General features: G+C 60.0%; 15 protein-coding genes. 9 read left to right on the forward strand and 6 right to left on the reverse strand.

Annotated elements, in window-relative coordinates; genetic code table 11:
* Positions 1 to 42: 42 nt before the first annotated feature.
* The gene (locus AGR2A_RS08505; protein ID WP_072494324.1) at positions 43 to 669 is read right to left on the reverse strand and encodes a DUF922 domain-containing Zn-dependent protease; all 627 of its coding nucleotides are present in this window, start codon (positions 667 to 669) and stop codon (positions 43 to 45) included.
* 178 nt (positions 670 to 847) lie between these two features.
* On the opposite strand from AGR2A_RS08505, the gene folP reads away from it, so the two are divergent.
* The 3 genes from folP to folK all read left to right on the forward strand — a co-directional run bounded on the left by folP (position 848) and on the right by folK (position 2,597).
* The gene (folP, locus tag AGR2A_RS08510) at positions 848 to 1,633 is read left to right on the forward strand and encodes a dihydropteroate synthase (protein ID WP_080822658.1); all 786 of its coding nucleotides are present in this window, start codon (positions 848 to 850) and stop codon (positions 1,631 to 1,633) included.
* A gap of 78 nt (positions 1,634 to 1,711) precedes the next feature.
* The gene (folB, locus tag AGR2A_RS08515; RefSeq protein ID WP_003502532.1) at positions 1,712 to 2,077 is read left to right on the forward strand and encodes a dihydroneopterin aldolase; all 366 of its coding nucleotides are present in this window, start codon (positions 1,712 to 1,714) and stop codon (positions 2,075 to 2,077) included.
* A 4-nt stretch (positions 2,078 to 2,081) separates the two neighbouring features.
* Positions 2,082 to 2,597, forward strand: a complete 516-nt coding sequence (gene folK / locus AGR2A_RS08520; RefSeq protein ID WP_184285448.1) for a 2-amino-4-hydroxy-6-hydroxymethyldihydropteridine diphosphokinase — start codon at positions 2,082 to 2,084, stop codon at positions 2,595 to 2,597.
* Between the two features lie 13 nt (positions 2,598 to 2,610).
* On the opposite strand, the gene AGR2A_RS08525 is transcribed toward folK, so the two are convergent.
* From AGR2A_RS08525 to AGR2A_RS08540, 4 genes are all read right to left on the reverse strand, one after another.
* Positions 2,611 to 3,171, reverse strand: a complete 561-nt coding sequence (locus AGR2A_RS08525; protein WP_004441493.1) for a hypothetical protein — start codon at positions 3,169 to 3,171, stop codon at positions 2,611 to 2,613.
* A gap of 129 nt (positions 3,172 to 3,300) precedes the next feature.
* On the reverse strand, positions 3,301 to 4,380 hold the full coding sequence (locus tag AGR2A_RS08530) for a YcjF family protein (protein WP_072494327.1): 1,080 nt from the start codon (positions 4,378 to 4,380) through the stop codon (positions 3,301 to 3,303).
* A complete protein-coding gene (locus tag AGR2A_RS08535) occupies positions 4,377 to 5,855 on the reverse strand; it encodes a YcjX family protein (protein ID WP_072494328.1) in 1,479 nt (492 codons plus the stop codon). The genes AGR2A_RS08530 and AGR2A_RS08535 overlap by 4 nt, the downstream gene beginning before the upstream one ends.
* Positions 5,856 to 5,982: 127 nt before the next feature.
* The gene (locus tag AGR2A_RS08540) at positions 5,983 to 6,459 is read right to left on the reverse strand and encodes a SixA phosphatase family protein (RefSeq protein WP_048902808.1); all 477 of its coding nucleotides are present in this window, start codon (positions 6,457 to 6,459) and stop codon (positions 5,983 to 5,985) included.
* 302 nt (positions 6,460 to 6,761) lie between these two features.
* Here AGR2A_RS08540 and dksA point away from each other — a divergent pair, with 302 nt between their 5' ends.
* Entirely contained in the window at positions 6,762 to 7,181 is a 420-nt protein-coding gene (gene dksA, locus AGR2A_RS08545; protein WP_004441503.1) for an RNA polymerase-binding protein DksA, read from the forward strand.
* Positions 7,182 to 7,285: 104 nt separating this feature from the next.
* On the opposite strand, the gene AGR2A_RS08550 is transcribed toward dksA, so the two are convergent.
* Positions 7,286 to 8,530 (reverse strand): flagellar biosynthetic protein FliO, encoded by a 1,245-nt coding sequence (locus AGR2A_RS08550; RefSeq protein WP_072494329.1) that lies wholly within the window; start codon positions 8,528 to 8,530, stop codon positions 7,286 to 7,288.
* Between the two features lie 660 nt (positions 8,531 to 9,190).
* On the opposite strand from AGR2A_RS08550, the gene cckA reads away from it, so the two are divergent.
* From cckA to AGR2A_RS08575, 5 genes are all read left to right on the forward strand, one after another.
* Complete coding sequence (cckA, locus tag AGR2A_RS08555) at positions 9,191 to 11,779, forward strand: cell cycle histidine kinase CckA (RefSeq protein ID WP_072494331.1); 2,589 nt, start codon at positions 9,191 to 9,193, stop codon at positions 11,777 to 11,779.
* Between the two features lie 284 nt (positions 11,780 to 12,063).
* Positions 12,064 to 12,420 (forward strand): ATP-dependent Clp protease adapter ClpS, encoded by a 357-nt coding sequence (clpS, locus tag AGR2A_RS08560; protein ID WP_003502541.1) that lies wholly within the window; start codon positions 12,064 to 12,066, stop codon positions 12,418 to 12,420.
* 10 nt (positions 12,421 to 12,430) lie between these two features.
* Positions 12,431 to 14,938: an ATP-dependent Clp protease ATP-binding subunit ClpA gene (gene clpA / locus AGR2A_RS08565; protein ID WP_072494332.1), complete on the forward strand. Its 2,508-nt coding sequence runs from the start codon at positions 12,431 to 12,433 to the stop codon at positions 14,936 to 14,938.
* 165 nt (positions 14,939 to 15,103) lie between these two features.
* Positions 15,104 to 15,862 (forward strand): AzlC family ABC transporter permease, encoded by a 759-nt coding sequence (locus AGR2A_RS08570; protein ID WP_072494333.1) that lies wholly within the window; start codon positions 15,104 to 15,106, stop codon positions 15,860 to 15,862.
* Positions 15,859 to 16,203 (forward strand): AzlD domain-containing protein, encoded by a 345-nt coding sequence (locus AGR2A_RS08575; RefSeq protein ID WP_006697573.1) that lies wholly within the window; start codon positions 15,859 to 15,861, stop codon positions 16,201 to 16,203. The genes AGR2A_RS08570 and AGR2A_RS08575 overlap by 4 nt, the downstream gene beginning before the upstream one ends.
* Positions 16,204 to 16,256: the final 53 nt, after the last annotated feature.

Consider the following 16,256-nt stretch of genomic DNA (forward strand, 5'->3'; position numbering starts at 1 on the left):
CGGCCAATCATTCAGCTTTGTCGGAAGAAAGGCGCAGGCCTCTCAGCGGCGGCTCTGTCCCTGTTCGAGCCGGTTTTTCAGGAGCCGTGTCATGCGGGCATCGAAATTTCGCGATTCCACCACGTCGAACCGCATCTGGTCCCTGTCGTGCTCGTCCATCACCGTCTGGGTGATCTTGCCAACCATTTCCTGCAGCGTTTCACAGTTTTTCTGGGGGCGAAGCGCGGTCAACTGCCTTTCGAGCGAACGGGCGTGAGTGCGGGCGATTTCGGCATGCCGTTCCTCGTGGCGCTTGATATCGGCAAGCAGCGTATCCCAGATGAAGGCCAGTTCCGCCGTGGTGCGGCGGCGGTTTTTCCATTGCGGCAGGAGAATACGGGTGTCGAGCACCACTTTGGCGGTTCCGACGCTGCAAAGGCCGTTTTTCTCGACATAGGTGAGTTCGCCGCCGAATTTGATTTCGGTCGCGCCCGGATGGCGCGCGCCGGTATTGCGGGTCAGCGGGCCGTGCCTGGAAAGCTGCTGGTCGAGGTCGGCGGCGGTTTTGCCGCTGATCGAAAAATAGGAATAGGTCTTGCGGACGATGGTTTCGGAAAAAGCCGGTCCGGGGATGGAAAGTGCGACTGCGACCGCCAAAGCGGCGCAAAGAGCACGTGATGATTTGGTCATGACCCGGCCTTCCGGTTGAACTTGAAAAACGTTTGCTGCATAGGCGGAGCGGAACTTATAAGAATTGGCATAACACTCCGTTATTCCGAAAGGCACGTGTTACGTGATAACAGCCGGCAACAACGCGTGGCAAGCGGCCCATGGCCGCTCCCTGAAACTTGATGGGCGTGGCCGTATTATGGCCATCGTCAACGCAACGCCCGATTCCTTTTCGGATGGCGGCCGTTATCTCGCCGTCGATGCGGCTTTTTCCCAGGCGCTGACCTGCGTGGAAGAAGGAGCCGACATCATCGATATCGGCGGCGAGTCCACCAGGCCCGGGGCTGCCGCGGTAACGGAAGCCGAGGAGCAGGATCGGGTGCTGCCCGTCATCGAGAAATTGCGCCGCGAGACGGATGTATTGATTTCCGTCGATACCTACCGCGCTTCGACGGCTCGGCTCGCCATCGCGGCAGGGGCGCATATCGTCAATGACGTTTTCGGTTTGCAGAAAGACGCCGAAATGGCGGGCGTGGTCGCCGCCACCCGCGCGGGCGTCTGCATCATGCATACCGGCCGCGACCGGCAGAAGCTCGCCGATGTCATCGCTGACCAGTTCGAATTCCTCAATCATTCGCTCGAGATCGCCGAGGACGCGGGTGTTGCCCGCGATGCCGTCGTGCTGGATCCCGGTTTTGGTTTTGCCAAGGATGAACGGGAAAATGTTGAGCTGATGGCCCGTTTCAGCGAGCTTGCCGCCTTTGGCCTGCCGGTTCTTGCCGGCACGTCGCGCAAGCGTTTTATCGGGTCGCTGACGGGCCGGGATGCGGCCGATGAACGCGATATCGGAACGGCTGCGACGACGGCGATCCTAAGGCTTGCCGGCGCTTCGATTTTTCGTGTGCACAATGTCGCCGCGACGCGTGATGCATTGGCAATCGCCGATGCGGTTCTGGCCAAAGCGTCGGCAAAGGCCGATGCCTAGATCAATGAGTGCCGGAATGTCATGTCCCGAGGAGGGTGCGGCTTTCCGGCGAAACAGTCCTGCCATGGAGGCGATGCGATGAGCCGCTATACCATCATCCTGAAAAACTGTTCCTTCTTTGCCCGTCATGGTCTTCTTGAACAGGAAGAGGTGTTGGGGCAGCGCTTTTTCGTCGATGCCGAGATGGAGGTCGAGGCGGGCGACGCGCTGGAAACCGACGATATTGAGAACACCGTCGATTATGGCGTGGCTTTCGCGGTCATCGAAAAGATCGTCGTCGGCCAGCGCCGGTATCTCATAGAGGCGCTTGCGAACGACATCGCCAAGGCGCTGCGTGCCCGTTATCCGCAAATCGTCTGGCTGCGCATCACGGTGCGCAAGCCCTCGGCACCGGTTCCCGGTATTCTGGATTATGCACAGGTGAGCGTTGAACACCGAGCCTGAAACGATGACCGTCGCTGCCTTGGGGCTCGGCGGCAATATCGGCGATGCGGCCGCCGCCATGGCCAGGGCACTGCGCGAACTCGATGCGCATGGCGATTGCCGCCTGATGGCCGTCTCCAACCTTTACCGCACACCTCCCTGGGGCAAGACGGATCAGGCCGATTTTTTCAATTGCTGCGCTTTGGTCGAGACCGCGCTTTCGGCGCCCGCGCTGCTGGAACTGTGCCTCAATATCGAAAAAGGCATGAAACGGGTGCGGACGGAACGCTGGGGCCCGCGCACCATCGATATCGATGTGCTGACCTTCGGGAACCAGTCTATCGTCACGGAAAGCATTGAAGTGCCGCATCCGCGCATGACGGAGCGCGCTTTCGTGCTGATGCCGCTTGCTGATATAGCGCCTGATCTCCAGGTCAGGGGAAAGTCCGTCCGGGAATGGCTTCAGCAGGCGGACAAGAGCGGCATTGTCAGCGCAAACGAAAAGCGGGAGTGGTGGACACTCCCGCCTGGCAATGGCTGAAAAACTGTAGTCTTTACGGCTTGATCGAGCCGACAGCCAGCTGGTCGATATCGCGCGCCAGCGTGACGCCGATGACCGGTATCATCTGATCGGCGACCTTCACCGAGATGGTGATGTTCATCGAATTGTCGTTGGAGACGCGGGCAACCATTGCACCGTTGAGTTTGGCGCGGTTGATGCCGACGACGACCTTGTCGCCGCTGACCTGTCCGGAGGTGATGTCCAGACCCTTGCCGGCCGCGCCATCAAGGAACCTGCCTTCGTAGCTGTTGCCCTTCTGGCTGATGACGGCGGACATGGGCTGGCTGAAGACGCCGACGCGGCAGGTGCCGCCGAGCTTTATGCCGGTCTGCTTGTCGTCAAGCGGTTCGCCCGTCAGGTCGCAGGTGAATTTCGTGCCCTTGTATTTGCCGGCGACGATTTCGCCCGGACCCTTCCAGACGCCGGCAACGGAGCGGAAAAACACGTCGTCGCGATCGCGTGATGCGGCATGCACGTCAGACATGCCGAAACCGCCGCTGACGGACAATATGGCGGCAAGTCCGCCCACAAGCGAAAAGAAGCGCGAATACATGATACTTTCCCCGGCGAAGAAGCCTGTTCGATAGGCTGCAATCTACCGGCGGAATGGTTAATGCTTGGTTTATTTCGCTCTCATTTGCGGCGTCGTCCGTAACCTTTTGAACCGCTCAAAGCCGAGCAATCAGGCTTTCTCGCCGCTTTTTCCACTGCTTAAATCGGGCGTGAGGTCGGACATGAAATCGCCGATTCCCGGCCGTTTCACAGCCCTGAACGGCAGCGGGCGGCAAAGATCCATTGCAGCAATGCCGATTCGCGCCGTCATCAGACCATTGATGACGCCTTCGCCGAGACGTGCGGAGAGTTTCGAAGCAAGGCCGTGTCCGAGAACCTGTTGAGCGAGCCCGTCACCGACGGCGATCGAGCCCGTGACGGCGAGATGGGCGACGACATCGCGCAGGAGTTTCAGCATGCCGAGCGTGCCGGGACGGCCGCCGTAAAGCTCTGCCATGGCGCGCACCAGCCGCGTCACTTCGAACAGCACATAAGCGAGATCGACGACGGCGCGCGGACTGACGGCGGTGACAACCGAGACCCGTTTTGATGAATTGAGAATCAGCGCCCGCGCCTGTCGGTCGAGCGGCACCAGCAGTTCACGTTCGGCAAGCTCGATCAGATGCGGCCCGTCGATGACGTCACTTTCCGTTTCCTTCAGCGCCGCGCGCCCCTTGGCCGTTTCCGCCCGATGGGAAAGGACGGCATTCAGGCGGGTGACGATGGCGCGGGCGGGTTTCGGGCTCTTGTCAAGGCTTGCCGTCTCGGCATCCGCCTTGAGAGATTGTACGGCATTCAGCCGCATGATGCCGAAGACTTCGCGGCCGACGAGGGCGAGAACCGCAAAAAGCGCCACGATGAGGGCGGTCGTTGCCGTGTAGCCCAGCCAGTCGGAGCGGGAAAACAGATTGCGGATGAGCTGATCCGCCCAGAGCCCGAAGGCAAGCGAGAACAGGACACCCAAGGCACCAAGCGCCAGCTTGCCGAAGGAGAAGCGGCTTTTCTTCGGTATCGCCACGGGCAGAGCGGCAGCGTCTATGTCCTCAGGTGCCAGAAACGGATCGTCTTCATCTGGCGTCAAAGATATCTCCGCATCGAAACTGCGCGGCGCTCGCTTCTGCGTGGCGGACGGTCGTGCTGTCTCTTCCGTCTCGAGCGTGAAAGCGACGGGGCGGCGCGTCTGCGGATCGTTTTGTGTGGAAGCTTTCATGCGAGCTTGTCTCCGAACAGGAACTGCATGGCGCGGTCGAGCCTGATATGTGGAACGGAAAGCCGAATGCCGCCGCTGCCCGGCTCGTCAATGTTGGGCGGTCGAAAACGCACGACATTGACATCAGGTAGTGTCGCCTTGTCGCCATCCCGGTCTATGCTGCGGAACAATGGCTCCGGATCGTCAGGCAGGTCGCCCGGAAAGATCGCTGTCTTGCGATTGCCGTCAAATGTCTCGCCATTGATGGTTTCGCCGGCCATCGGCGTGCCCACGATGACGGGCAGTTCGTGGCCATCCTGTCGAACGCTTGCCTCTCTCGTGGCGCGAACCGAAGCCAGCGCCATGACTTCGATACCGGCGCCATTCATTCCGATGGTGGTGATGGCGCGGTCGACCAGACGCCGGGTCAGGCGCTCCAGCCGGTCATGGCTTTCGTGATGGAGATGATCGGCCTTCGTGGCCGCAATCAGCACCTTGTCGATGCGACGGCCGATCAGCGACGACAGCAGGCTGTTGGTGCCGGGGCGGAAACAGGCGAGAACATCGCCCAGCGCCCGCTCCAGATCCTGAACGGCTTCCGGACCGCGATTGACGGCCTGCAGCGTGTCGATCAGGACGATCTGCCGGTCGAGGCGGGCGAAATGCTCGCGGAAGAAGGGTTTGACGACAATCGACTTGTAGGCGTCGTAGCGCCGCTCCATCATGGCGCGCAGGGAGCCTTTCGGCGCTTTTTCGTCCGTCAGGCCGGGAAGCGGCGCAAAGGTCAGCGCGGGCGACCCTTCCAGATCGCCGGGCATCAGGAAGCGGCCGGGCGGCAGGGTGGACAGCGATCTCTCGTCGGACTTGCAAGCCTTGAGATAGGCCGCGAAGCTTTCAGCCAAGCGTCGGGCCGTCATTTCGTCGGCGGGCGCGTTGATATCGAGCGAAGAAGCGATGGCCAGCCATTCCTGTGCCAGCTCGGCGCGGACCCCGCTTCCGGCCAGCGAGACTGTGGTATCGCTGAATTGCCTGTAGTCCTGCGACAGAAGCGGCAGGTCGAGCAGCCATTCGCCGGGGTAATCGACGATATCGATAGAGAGCTTGCCGGCCGAGAACCAGCGACCCCAGCCGCTGGCGCTCTGATAATCCAGCGTGATCCTGAGTTCCGAGATCGCCCGCGTCGAATCCGGCCAAAGCCGGTCGCGCACCAGTGCCTGGATGTGATCTTCATATTGGAAACGGGGAATGGCGTCGTCCGGCTGCGGCTCCAGCCGCACGTTAGAAACGCGTCCGGAGCGCATGGCCTCAAACAGCGGCAGCCGCCCGCCGTTGAGAAGATTGTGGACCAGCGAAGAGATGAAAACCGTCTTGCCCGCCCGCGAAAGGCCGGTGACACCAAGCCGCAATGTGGGGTGAGTGAGGTTACTCGCGCGGTCGGCCAGATTATCGAACGCAATGAGCGCACTGTCTGTAAGGGACGTAAGAGAAGGCGGCAATGGCAATTTCCCGGCTGCGTTAAACGGTCACGGCTGCAATATAGGAAGATACGGTTGCCCAAAAAAGAAGCGCGCCATCGGATTTTCAGCGCGCCTTCTTTCCACAATTCATCGCGCGCCGAAGCGATTATTTGCCCGGTGCGAGGAAATCGACCAGCCGCCAGCGGTCTCTGCCGTTGCTGGCACCGCCGTCGTGATCCAGAACCGCGAGGCCCGATGTCGGAAAACCCGAGGGCAGGGCTGCATGCAGCAGGTCCTCGCCTATCATCGCTTCCAGCGTTGCCTCCATGGTGGGGTTATGGCCCACCAGCATCACTGACTGCGCCTCCGTCTGAGCGGCGACAAGGGAGAGATAGGTTTCGCTGCGCGCGTTATACATCTCATCGACATAGAAGATGTCTATGCCTTCATTGAAGGCCCGTTGCCAGGCCTCCGTTGTCTGCCGGCAGCGCACGGCCGTGGAAGACAGGAGAACTTCGGGCCGGTAGCGGCGGTCGGCGGCGAGGTCGGCAATGACCTCCGCCTCGGCAAAGCCGGCCTCGTTCAATCCCCGGTCGAAATCCCGTTCTCCCGGCGCCGCCCAGGCGGCCTTGGCGTGGCGCAGAAGATAAACTCGGCTCGGGGAAGATGCTGTCAAGGGCGGGGACCGGCGTTCGAATGTCAGGGCACGGGCGGAATGCTACAGGATTGGGTTGCAGGACCGCAAGTCCTCTTTCCTGTTGGTAAGTCGCATTGAAGTGATTGAAGAAGAGATCGCTTCAATACGAATAAAGAATAAAAATTAGTCATTTAGATGATTTTTGTGTCAGTTTTAAAAATGCCCGAAAACTGATCTGTAGACTTGAACCGGCCACTATCATTGGAGTATACACCGCCGCATTGAGATGTTCTTCGAGGAGAATCGCGTTGAGTGAGAAGATCGATCTTAGCAAATATGTGCTCTCGGAAGACGATGAGTTCATGAATGCCAGCCAGCGCGCCTACTTTCGCGCGAAGCTCATAGCCTGGAAAAACGATATCCTGAGAGAAGCGCGCGAGACGCTCGGACATCTCGCCGAAGAAAGCGCCAACCATCCCGATCTTGCGGATCGGGCCTCTTCCGAAACAGACCGGGCGATCGAGCTTCGCGCCCGCGACCGTCAGCGCAAGCTGATATCGAAGATCGATGCAGCCCTTCAGCGGATCGAAGACGGCACTTACGGTTATTGCGAGGAAACAGGCGAGCCCATCGGCCTCAAGCGTCTGGACGCGCGCCCGATTGCGACCCTCTCCATCGAAGCGCAGGAGCGCCACGAGCGTCGCGAAAAAGTCTACCGCGACGAATAAGGCTAAGCCGCGTCAGACCGGTGACACTATAAAAGAACAAGGGCACGGAAACGCTTCCGTGCCCTTTTTTATGCAATGGACCTCGGCCGGGTAAATTCGTCCCTTCAGCGGTCGCGGGTCACCGAAAGCTCACCGAAGATGCGTGCCATCTCCTTCTGGACGTCACCATCCGGCGATGCGCCGGTGACTGGTGGCGTGGCCGGCTGCGGTTTTGCCTGCTTTTCCGCTACGGGGAGAGCGTCCGGGTCACTATCGGTTTCCTTGCTTTTGGCGATCTCGGCTTCGAGGAAGCTCTCGAAATCGCTGGCCAGCTCGTCTGAAAATTTCGGCTCGGTGTCATTGGCGGCGACAGCCGGATTCTCAGGCTTGGGTGGGAACGGGACAGACGGTGCGCTCGCCGGGCTCATACCGGGAAGAACCCGCTCCCGCGCAGCGTCGAGAAAATCGGCTGCGATGGATTGATTGATCACCGGCTCGCGCGCAGCGAAAACGGGCGGCGCAACGTCCGCGGGCCCGCCCTCTGCCGTCTTTGCCTCTATAGGTCCCTGGGCCGGGATCGGCGGCGCAACCGGTGCGGGGGCGGGTGCCGAGGGTTCGGCCCGCTTAAACTCCGGCCGCTCCGGGGCGATGGGGAGTGACGCGGCGGCGACGGGCAGAACGGTCGCGCCCGCGGCGGCTACGGTCACCGGTATTGGCGGCGGGGCAGGACGGGCCGCCTCCCGCTCGGAAGGTGCAGGTCTTGCCGGCGCGGCGGATTCACGCGCCGTCGGAGGCGGGGACGCAGGCGGCGGTGGCGTTGCCGGGCGCGGCGACGGTGGTGCTGCCGCTGCTGTCGGCGCGGGACGTTGGGCTTGAGCGGGCGGTTCCGGCCGTTGCGGCTGCTTCACCGGCTCCTCCGCTATCGAAGCGGGCGCAGGGGCTTGAGACGGTTGCTGCTGCGGCAGCACGGCGCGGCGTTCCGGTGAGATGGAAGGCTCGGTCCTTTTCGGCTCGCTTTCCTGACGCGGGAGCGCCTTGAGTTCCGGCTCCTGCACGTCCCTGACGATCGGGATCGCGCCTATGCCGCTCTCGATGACGATATCGGTTGGGCCGCCGATCATGACCAGATGCTCGACATTGTCGCGCCGCACCAGCACGAGCCGACGACGCGCATCGACGGCTGTGGCGTCAAGCACCTGCAAACGTGGCTGCCGGTTGCGGCCGCCGCGGATAAAGGGCGCCGAACCGCTTCGTCTGCGCAGGATCCACAGAGCAATCGCGAGAACGAGGAGGGCCACACCCACACCGACGACGGCGACGATGAGACGGTTTCCATAGGTGCCGATAAAATCTTCCATCATGGAGATCATCCCTTCAGATTTTTGGCTTTTTAATTTCTTGGGCAATTAATATTGCCGTGGTTCTTATAATGTGAACATCAAGCACGAAAAGACGATTTTTTTAGGCGCGACACAAGGTTTATTCATTTCAGCACGGGCATCGCCTTATCGATGGCAACGGCGCCACCAAAGCGCCACATCTCGTCCTTCAATGCCGGGGGAGAGCGAAAGTTGCAATTCTTTCAATAGAAGGTAGCGCTTGCCATGTTTCGATCCCGTCTCGTCGGACCCGTACTGAGGCGCTGCACTGCCGCCCTGTTTGATTTCCTGTTCGGCAGCGGCGGATGATAAGGCGCCAGACAAGGTATTCACGATGGATGAGTTCGTTCGGGACAACCCATCGTGTGTGGACTTTACCGATGGATGTTCGGTCTGCACCGTCAGTGACGGCAGAATTGAGTGCTCCGCGCCGCGGATCCAATGCCAGGTGAGGGAACTCACCTGCACGCGCCATTAGTCTTTTGAGGCTGATATGCGGCTTTGAAGCCGTTTTCGCTGTGCGTTTTAAGCCTTTGTGTCGCTGCGGAGCTTTTTGAGGGTCGAGCGAGTTGCTACAAGAAATTCTGCTGCCCGATTCCGTCTGGAGTGCGGGACTGTTCGAATGACGACCTGCACGACTGCGAGGCCAAGATGACACGGGTGCGCGAGACAAGCGACAACGACCTTCCGCTGGTGGACAGGCGTGCCCGTTCCGGCACGGTGTTGCGCATTCTGCTGCTGGCGCTGGTGCTGATCGCCGCTGCCGCCGCCTTTGTCTATTTCAAGGATTCTCTCGAAAACGAAATCGTGCTCGGCATTCTTGGTGTGCTGGCCATGATGGGCATTTTCTTTCTGGTGTCGTCGATCATCGGTTTCATTGAGGTCATGCCGCAATCGCAATCGGATGGGCTTGCACGCCGGTTTCTCTCTGCCCACCCCGATGGTACGCTGATAACAGATGCCAAGGGGCATATGGTTTATGCCAACGCCACCTATTGCAGGATGAGCGGCACCACCAAGGCGAGCGATATCCAGAGTCTTGAAACATTGCTGTCGCGCAGCCGGGAAGCGACGGAGGCTCTTTACCGTCTCATCAACATGCTGCGCGAAGGCCGCGACGGCTACGAAGAATTTCGCCTGCTGAAACCGCTGGGCGAGGATTCCAATGCGGGGCCACACTGGTACAGGCTGAAGGGCAGGGTGCTGAAGGATTCGGGCGGCGAGGGGCTGCATGTCTTCCAGATTGCCGATATCACGCCAGAGCGCGAAGATCAGGAGCGCTTTTTCCGCGAATTGCAGAATGCCATCGATTACCTCGACCACGCGCCGGCCGGTTTCTTTTCCGCCGGTCGCAAGGGTGAGATCGTTTATCTGAACGCCACTCTGTCGGAATGGCTCGGCATCGATCTCGCACAGTTTTCGCCAGGCGCGATGACGGTCTCGGACATCGTCGCCGGCGAGGGTATGGCGCTGATCGAATCCGTCCAGCCCCAGGGTTCAGCAAAGCGCACCGAAATCCTCGATCTCGACATGCGCCGGGTGAACGGCCAGAGCATGCCGGCCCGCCTCGTCCACCAGGTCACGGCAAAGGACGGCGCGCCGGGTGAGAGCCGTACCATCGTCCTGATGCGGCCCAAGGGGCAGGAGGATACCGAATCTTCCTCCGCCATGCGCTTCACGCGCTTTTTCAACAATACGCCGATGGCGATTGCCTCGCTTGACGGCGATGGACGCATCCTGCGCATCAATGCGCCTTTCCTCAAGCTGTTCTCCGGCGTTGTCGGGCGCGACGATATTGATCGCGGCGTGGCACTCGAGACAGTCCTTCACGACAATGAAAAGCCGCGCCTTGAACAGGCGCTCGCCGAGGCCAAGGACCGTCAGGGCGATATCGCGCCCTTCGATTCCCGCCATCCGAGCGACGAGACGAGGCATTTCCGTTTCTACGTCAATGCCGTCATCGACCAGGACGACGAGGCGCCGGAAGAGGTGGCAATCGTCTATGCGATAGAGGTGACCGAGCAGAAGGCGCTCGAAACCCAGATGGCGCAGACGCAGAAGATGAACGCGGTGGGCACGCTCGCAGGCGGCATCGCCCACGATTTCAACAACGTGTTGACCGCCATCCTGCTGTCGTCCGACCATCTGCTCTTGCAGGCGCGTCCGGCCGATCCTAGCTTCGCCGATCTGATGGAGATCAAGCGAAACGCCAACCGCGCCGCCGTACTGGTGCGCCAGCTTCTGGCATTCTCGCGCAAGCAGACGATGCGCCCGGCAATCCTCAACCTGACGGATGTGATCGGCGATCTGCGCATGCTGGTGGACAGGTTGATTTCCGGCACCAATGTCAAGCTGGAGGTCGATTATGGCCGGGACCTGTGGCCGGTGAAAACAGACCTGTCGCAGTTCGAGCAGGTGCTCATCAATCTCTGCGTGAATGCACGCGACGCCATGCCCGATGGCGGCAAGATCACCATCAGGACACGCAACGTCGACGCAGAAGAGATCGCCGCGCTCGGCCGTCCCGAATTCCCGGCCGAAGACATGGTGATGGTGGAAGTTGCCGATAACGGCACGGGCATCCCGCCGGAGATCATGGACAAGATTTTCGAACCGTTCTTCACCACCAAGGAAGTGGGCAAGGGCACGGGCCTCGGGCTGTCGATGGTCTACGGCATCGTCAAACAGTCCGGCGGCTATATTTATCCCGAATCGGAAGTGGGCAAGGGAACGGCCTTCCGCATCTACCTTCCGCGCCACGTGGTGGAGGCGGTTCCCGGCACTGGACAGCAGCCAGGCGAGGCGGCGCTTGCGCCGGTCGCCGCGGCCGAGCCGGTGAAGGAGGAGCCGCTGGACCTCACAGGCAAATCCGCCGTCGTGCTGCTGGTGGAAGACGAAGAGGCGGTGCGGCGTGGCGGCAAGCGCATGCTGGAAACGCGCGGCTACACCGTGCACGAGGCAGGCTCCGGCACAGAGGCGCTGGAGGTGATGGAGGAACTGGAAGGCAAGGTCGATATCGTCGTTTCCGACGTCGTGATGCCTGAGATGGACGGCCCGTCGCTGCTGAGAGAGCTGCGCAAGTCCTATCCAGACCTGAAATTCATCTTCGTTTCAGGTTATGCCGAGGATGCCTTCGCGAAAAACCTGCCGGCTGATGCCAAGTTCGGTTTCCTGCCCAAACCCTTCTCGTTGAAGCAGCTTGCCATCGCCGTGCGCGAAATGCTCGACGACAAGGAGTGAGACCGGCGCCGTCGAACCGAATTCGGCAGAGCGGCCGCCTGTCGCAGCCGTCCGCATTTGGCGCGAAGGCGCGCCCATGCGGGCGAGGTATGTCTTCTCGGACTTCGGTTACCTCTCATATCCCGCACTTTTCGCGAGGTTTGCCTCTTCGCAAACGCAATAGTGATTGCACCGTCGCGCAAGGGGCTTAAAATCGCTTCTTAACGACCTAAATATGGAGAGGCGAAGTTCTCCCTCCTGGCAATCAGCTGTCGGTTTGAGAACAGTTTGGAGAATGATGAAAGATGATCGCTAAGCCGATCTACATGCAGGGCGAGGGCGAAGGGGAAGACGGGGGCGGTACCAACCGTGGAACGTCTGTTATCACCCGCGTTAAGCCGAAGACGAAAAGACCGAATTTGTACCGTGTTCTTTTACTGAATGACGACTACACTCCCATGGAATTCGTCATTCACATTCTGGAACGGTTTTTCCAGAAAGATCGTGAAGCGGCAACCCGCATCATGCTGCACGTGCACCAGCACGGCGTAGGCGAATGCGGGGTGTTTACATATGAGGTCGCAGAGACGAAAGTAAGCCAGGTCATGGATTTCGCCCGACAGCACCAGCATCCGCTGCAGTGCGTCATGGAAAAGAAATGAGGATCGCAACGTGCCAACTTTTTCCCCGAGTCTCGAGAAGGCGCTGCACCAGGCACTGACCTTTGCAAATGAGCGTCACCACGAATATGCGACGCTCGAACATCTACTTCTGGCGCTGATCGACGACGCGGATGCCGCAGCCGTCATGGGCGCCTGCAACGTCGATCTCGATGCCCTTCGCAAGACTGTCAGCGATTACGTCGACAATGAACTGACCAACCTCGTCACCGGTTACGACGAGGATTCCAAACCCACATCCGGCTTCCAGCGCGTCATTCAGCGCGCCGTGATCCATGTTCAGTCATCCGGCCGCGAGGAAGTGACCGGCGCAAACGTGCTTGTGGCGATTTTCGCCGAGCGCGAGAGCCATGCTGCCTATTTCCTGCAGGAACAGGAAATGACCCGTTACGATGCGGTCAACTATATCTCTCACGGTATCGGCAAGCGCCCCGGCACGTCCCAGACGCGCACGCCGCGTGGCGCTGACGAACCGGAAAGCGAAAACAAGCCGAACCGCAGCAATCCCGAGGAGGACGGATCGTCCGCCAAGAAGCAGCAGGATGCGTTGAAGGCCTATTGCGTCAACCTCAATGAAAAGGCGAAAAACGGTAAGATCGACCCGTTGATCGGCCGTCACGACGAGGTCAACCGCACCATCCAGATCCTCTGCCGCCGCTCCAAGAACAACCCGCTTTATGTGGGTGATCCGGGCGTGGGCAAGACGGCGATCGCTGAAGGGCTTGCCAAGCGGATCGTGGAAGGCAAAGTGCCGGAGGCGCTCGCCAATGACACGATCTTTTCGCTCGACATGGGCACGCTGCTGGCGGGCACCCGTTATCGCGGTGATTTCGAAGAGCGTCTGAAGCAGGTCGTCAAGGAACTCGAAGAGTACCCGGGCGCGGTCCTGTTCATCGATGAAATCCACACCGTCATTGGTGCGGGCGCGACCTCCGGCGGCGCGATGGATGCGTCTAACCTGCTGAAGCCTGCGCTTTCGTCGGGTGCAATCCGCTGCATCGGTTCGACCACCTACAAGGAATATCGCCAGTTCTTCGAGAAAGATCGTGCGCTCGTGCGTCGTTTCCAGAAAATCGATGTCAACGAGCCGTCGATCGATGACGCCATCGCGATCATGAAGGGCCTGAAGCCCTATTTCGAGGATTACCATCACCTCAGATATTCCAATGAGGCGATCAAGGCTGCCGTTGAACTGTCGGCCCGCTATATCTCGGACCGCAAGTTGCCGGACAAGGCGATCGACGTGATTGACGAAACCGGTGCAGCGCAGATGCTGCTGCCCGTTTCCAAGCGTCGCAAGCTGATCACCGAACGGGAAATCGAGGCGACCATCGCGACGATGGCCCGTATTCCCGCGAAGACGGTGTCCAAGGATGACGAGATGGTTCTCGCCAACCTCGAAAAGGAGCTACGCTCCGTCGTTTATGGTCAGGACATCGCCATTGAGGCGCTTGCCACGGCCATCAAGCTGGCCCGTGCCGGTCTGCGCGAACCGAACAAGCCGATTGGCTCCTATGTCTTCTCCGGCCCGACAGGCGTGGGCAAGACGGAAGTGGCCAAGCAGCTTGCCGCCTCGCTCGGCGTCGAGATGCTGCGCTTCGATATGTCGGAGTACATGGAACGTCATACCGTGTCGCGCCTGCTTGGTGCACCTCCCGGTTATGTCGGCTTCGACCAGGGCGGTCTCCTGACCGATGGCGTCGATCAGCATCCGCATTCCGTGGTGCTGCTGGACGAAATCGAAAAGGCGCATCCTGACATCTACAACATCCTGTTGCAGGTGATGGACCACGGCTCGCTGACCGACCATAACGGCAAGAAGATCGACTTCCGCAACGTCATCCTCATCATGACGACGAATGCGGGCGCTTCCGAAATGGCGAAATCCGCCATCGGTTTCGGTTCTTCGCGCCGCACTGGTGAAGATGAAGAGGCGATCAACCGCCTGTTCACGCCGGAGTTCCGCAACCGTCTGGACGCGATCATTCCGTTCTCGCCGCTCCCGACCGCCGTTATCCACAAGGTCGTGCAGAAGTTCGTCATGCAGCTGGAAACCCAGCTCTCCGAGCGCAACGTCACCTTCGATCTGCATGAAGATGCGATCTCCTGGCTGGCGGAGAAGGGTTACGACGAGAAGATGGGCGCCCGTCCTCTGTCTCGTGTGATCCAGGAGAACATCAAGAAGCCGCTCGCCAATGAAATTCTCTTTGGCAAGCTGAAGAAGGGCGGCCTCGTCAGCGTCACCGTCGGCAAGAAGGATGACGGTGCCGATGGCCTCATACTCGAGGTTCTGCCGGAGACCGCACCCGTCAAGCCGCAGCCGGAAGCCGAACTCAAGGCGGCGAAGTCCCCTGGCAAGGCAAAGGCGAAAACATCTCCCAAGGCTGCTAAAGCGAAGGAAGAGGCGGATGTCCTCGTCGCCGAAGCTGACAAGTCCGACGATGCCGAAAAGCCGCGGCGCAAGGCCAACGCCGTACCGAAGGTACCGAAGAAGAAGTGACCGCGGTCTTTGATCGATAAACAGATGCCGGGCGAAAGCCCGGCATTTTTATGCATGAAGCGTGCCGCTCTTTAATGGAATCGGCGGCAAGTCTTCATTTCTCCGTCTGTATGACGTTGCCGCGATGCCACGGCATTTCAGACGACATGCACGAGTGGGTTCGCAATGCAAAATGCCGATAGCGACACCATCCCATTGCGCGGCTGGTTTTTCAGGGGAATGCGGGGCATATTCTCGCTGCCGTCCCTTATTCTCATGACATCCTTCGTCGGTTTCAGCGCTTTTGCACTGGAATCGGGCGTAGCCCGCGGTGAAGCCGTGTTCATGACGCTGTTCATCTGGGCATTGCCCGCCAAGATGATCCTGATCGGCTCCATGGTCGGCGGCGCCAATCTTGCCGCCTGTTTTCTGGCGGTGACATTGTCATCGGTACGTATGATGCCGATGGTGGCCTCCATCGTTCCCGAAATGCGCGGCGCGAAGACGCCGACCTGGATTTTGCTGTTCCTTTCGCATTTCGTTGCGATTACGGCGTGGGTCTTTGCAACACAGAACCTTTCAAAGGTGCCGCGGGAGGCCCGCGCCGCCTGGTTTGCCGGGTTTGGCATCACGCTCACCGTCGTCAATGCCATCATCGTTGGCTTGTGTTACGGTGTCGTCGCCGCGTTTCCGCCGCTGGTTGCTGGTGTCCTGTTCTTCCTGACGCCGGTTTATTTCATCGCGTCCATATGGGCTTCGGCGCGCCACTCCGTCGTCAAGGTCGCCTTTGTCATCGGCGTCATCGCCGGTCCGGCCTTTGCGGTCCTCGCACCCGAATTCGACATCCTTTATGCCGGTATCGGTGGAGGCACGGTGGCTTATGCAATCGATCGCCTCATATTCCGCCGCAGGATGAAACCGGCCTCACCGAAGAGTGAACCATGATGAGCGACCATTGGTGGGCACCCTATCTCTTCATCGCAATCGCAGGCTGGCTGGCGACCGATCTCTGGCGCTGGCTCGGCGTTCTCGCCGGTAACCGGTTGAAAGAGGATTCCGAGGCGCTTTATTGGGTGAGGGCGGTTGCCACGTCACTCGTCATGGCGGTCACCGCGAAGCTGATCGTGTTTCCGACCGGAACGCTTGAGTCCTCGCCGGTGTGGCTGCGTATCGGTGCGGCAGTACTCGGCTTTATTGCCTTTCTGGCCGCCGGCCAACGCGTCATCGTCGGCGTCGCGGTGCCGATCGTGCTCCTGGCAGGCGGACTTTTCGCGCTGGGTTTCTAACCTAGTATTAAAACTCCCTGTTTAGACTGCGCGATCAAAACAGGGATCCAGCG

The sequence above is a fragment of the Agrobacterium genomosp. 2 str. CFBP 5494 genome, assembly GCF_900013495.1.
GTDB lineage: Bacteria > Pseudomonadota > Alphaproteobacteria > Rhizobiales > Rhizobiaceae > Agrobacterium > Agrobacterium pusense.

Coding starts and splice junctions, on each gene's coding strand:
- AGR2A_RS08505 (WP_072494324.1), bottom strand. CDS start 669: ATGACCAAATCATCACGTGCTCTTTGCGCCGCTTTGGCGGTCGCAGTC.
- folP (WP_080822658.1), top strand. CDS start 848: ATGGCCATCGTCAACGCAACGCCCGATTCCTTTTCGGATGGCGGCCGT.
- folB (WP_003502532.1), top strand. CDS start 1,712: ATGAGCCGCTATACCATCATCCTGAAAAACTGTTCCTTCTTTGCCCGT.
- folK (WP_184285448.1), top strand. CDS start 2,082: ATGACCGTCGCTGCCTTGGGGCTCGGCGGCAATATCGGCGATGCGGCC.
- AGR2A_RS08525 (WP_004441493.1), bottom strand. CDS start 3,171: ATGTATTCGCGCTTCTTTTCGCTTGTGGGCGGACTTGCCGCCATATTG.
- AGR2A_RS08530 (WP_072494327.1), bottom strand. CDS start 4,380: ATGAAAGCTTCCACACAAAACGATCCGCAGACGCGCCGCCCCGTCGCT.
- AGR2A_RS08550 (WP_072494329.1), bottom strand. CDS start 8,530: ATGATCTCCATGATGGAAGATTTTATCGGCACCTATGGAAACCGTCTC.
- cckA (WP_072494331.1), top strand. CDS start 9,191: ATGACACGGGTGCGCGAGACAAGCGACAACGACCTTCCGCTGGTGGAC.
- clpS (WP_003502541.1), top strand. CDS start 12,064: ATGATCGCTAAGCCGATCTACATGCAGGGCGAGGGCGAAGGGGAAGAC.
- AGR2A_RS08570 (WP_072494333.1), top strand. CDS start 15,104: ATGCAAAATGCCGATAGCGACACCATCCCATTGCGCGGCTGGTTTTTC.
- AGR2A_RS08575 (WP_006697573.1), top strand. CDS start 15,859: ATGATGAGCGACCATTGGTGGGCACCCTATCTCTTCATCGCAATCGCA.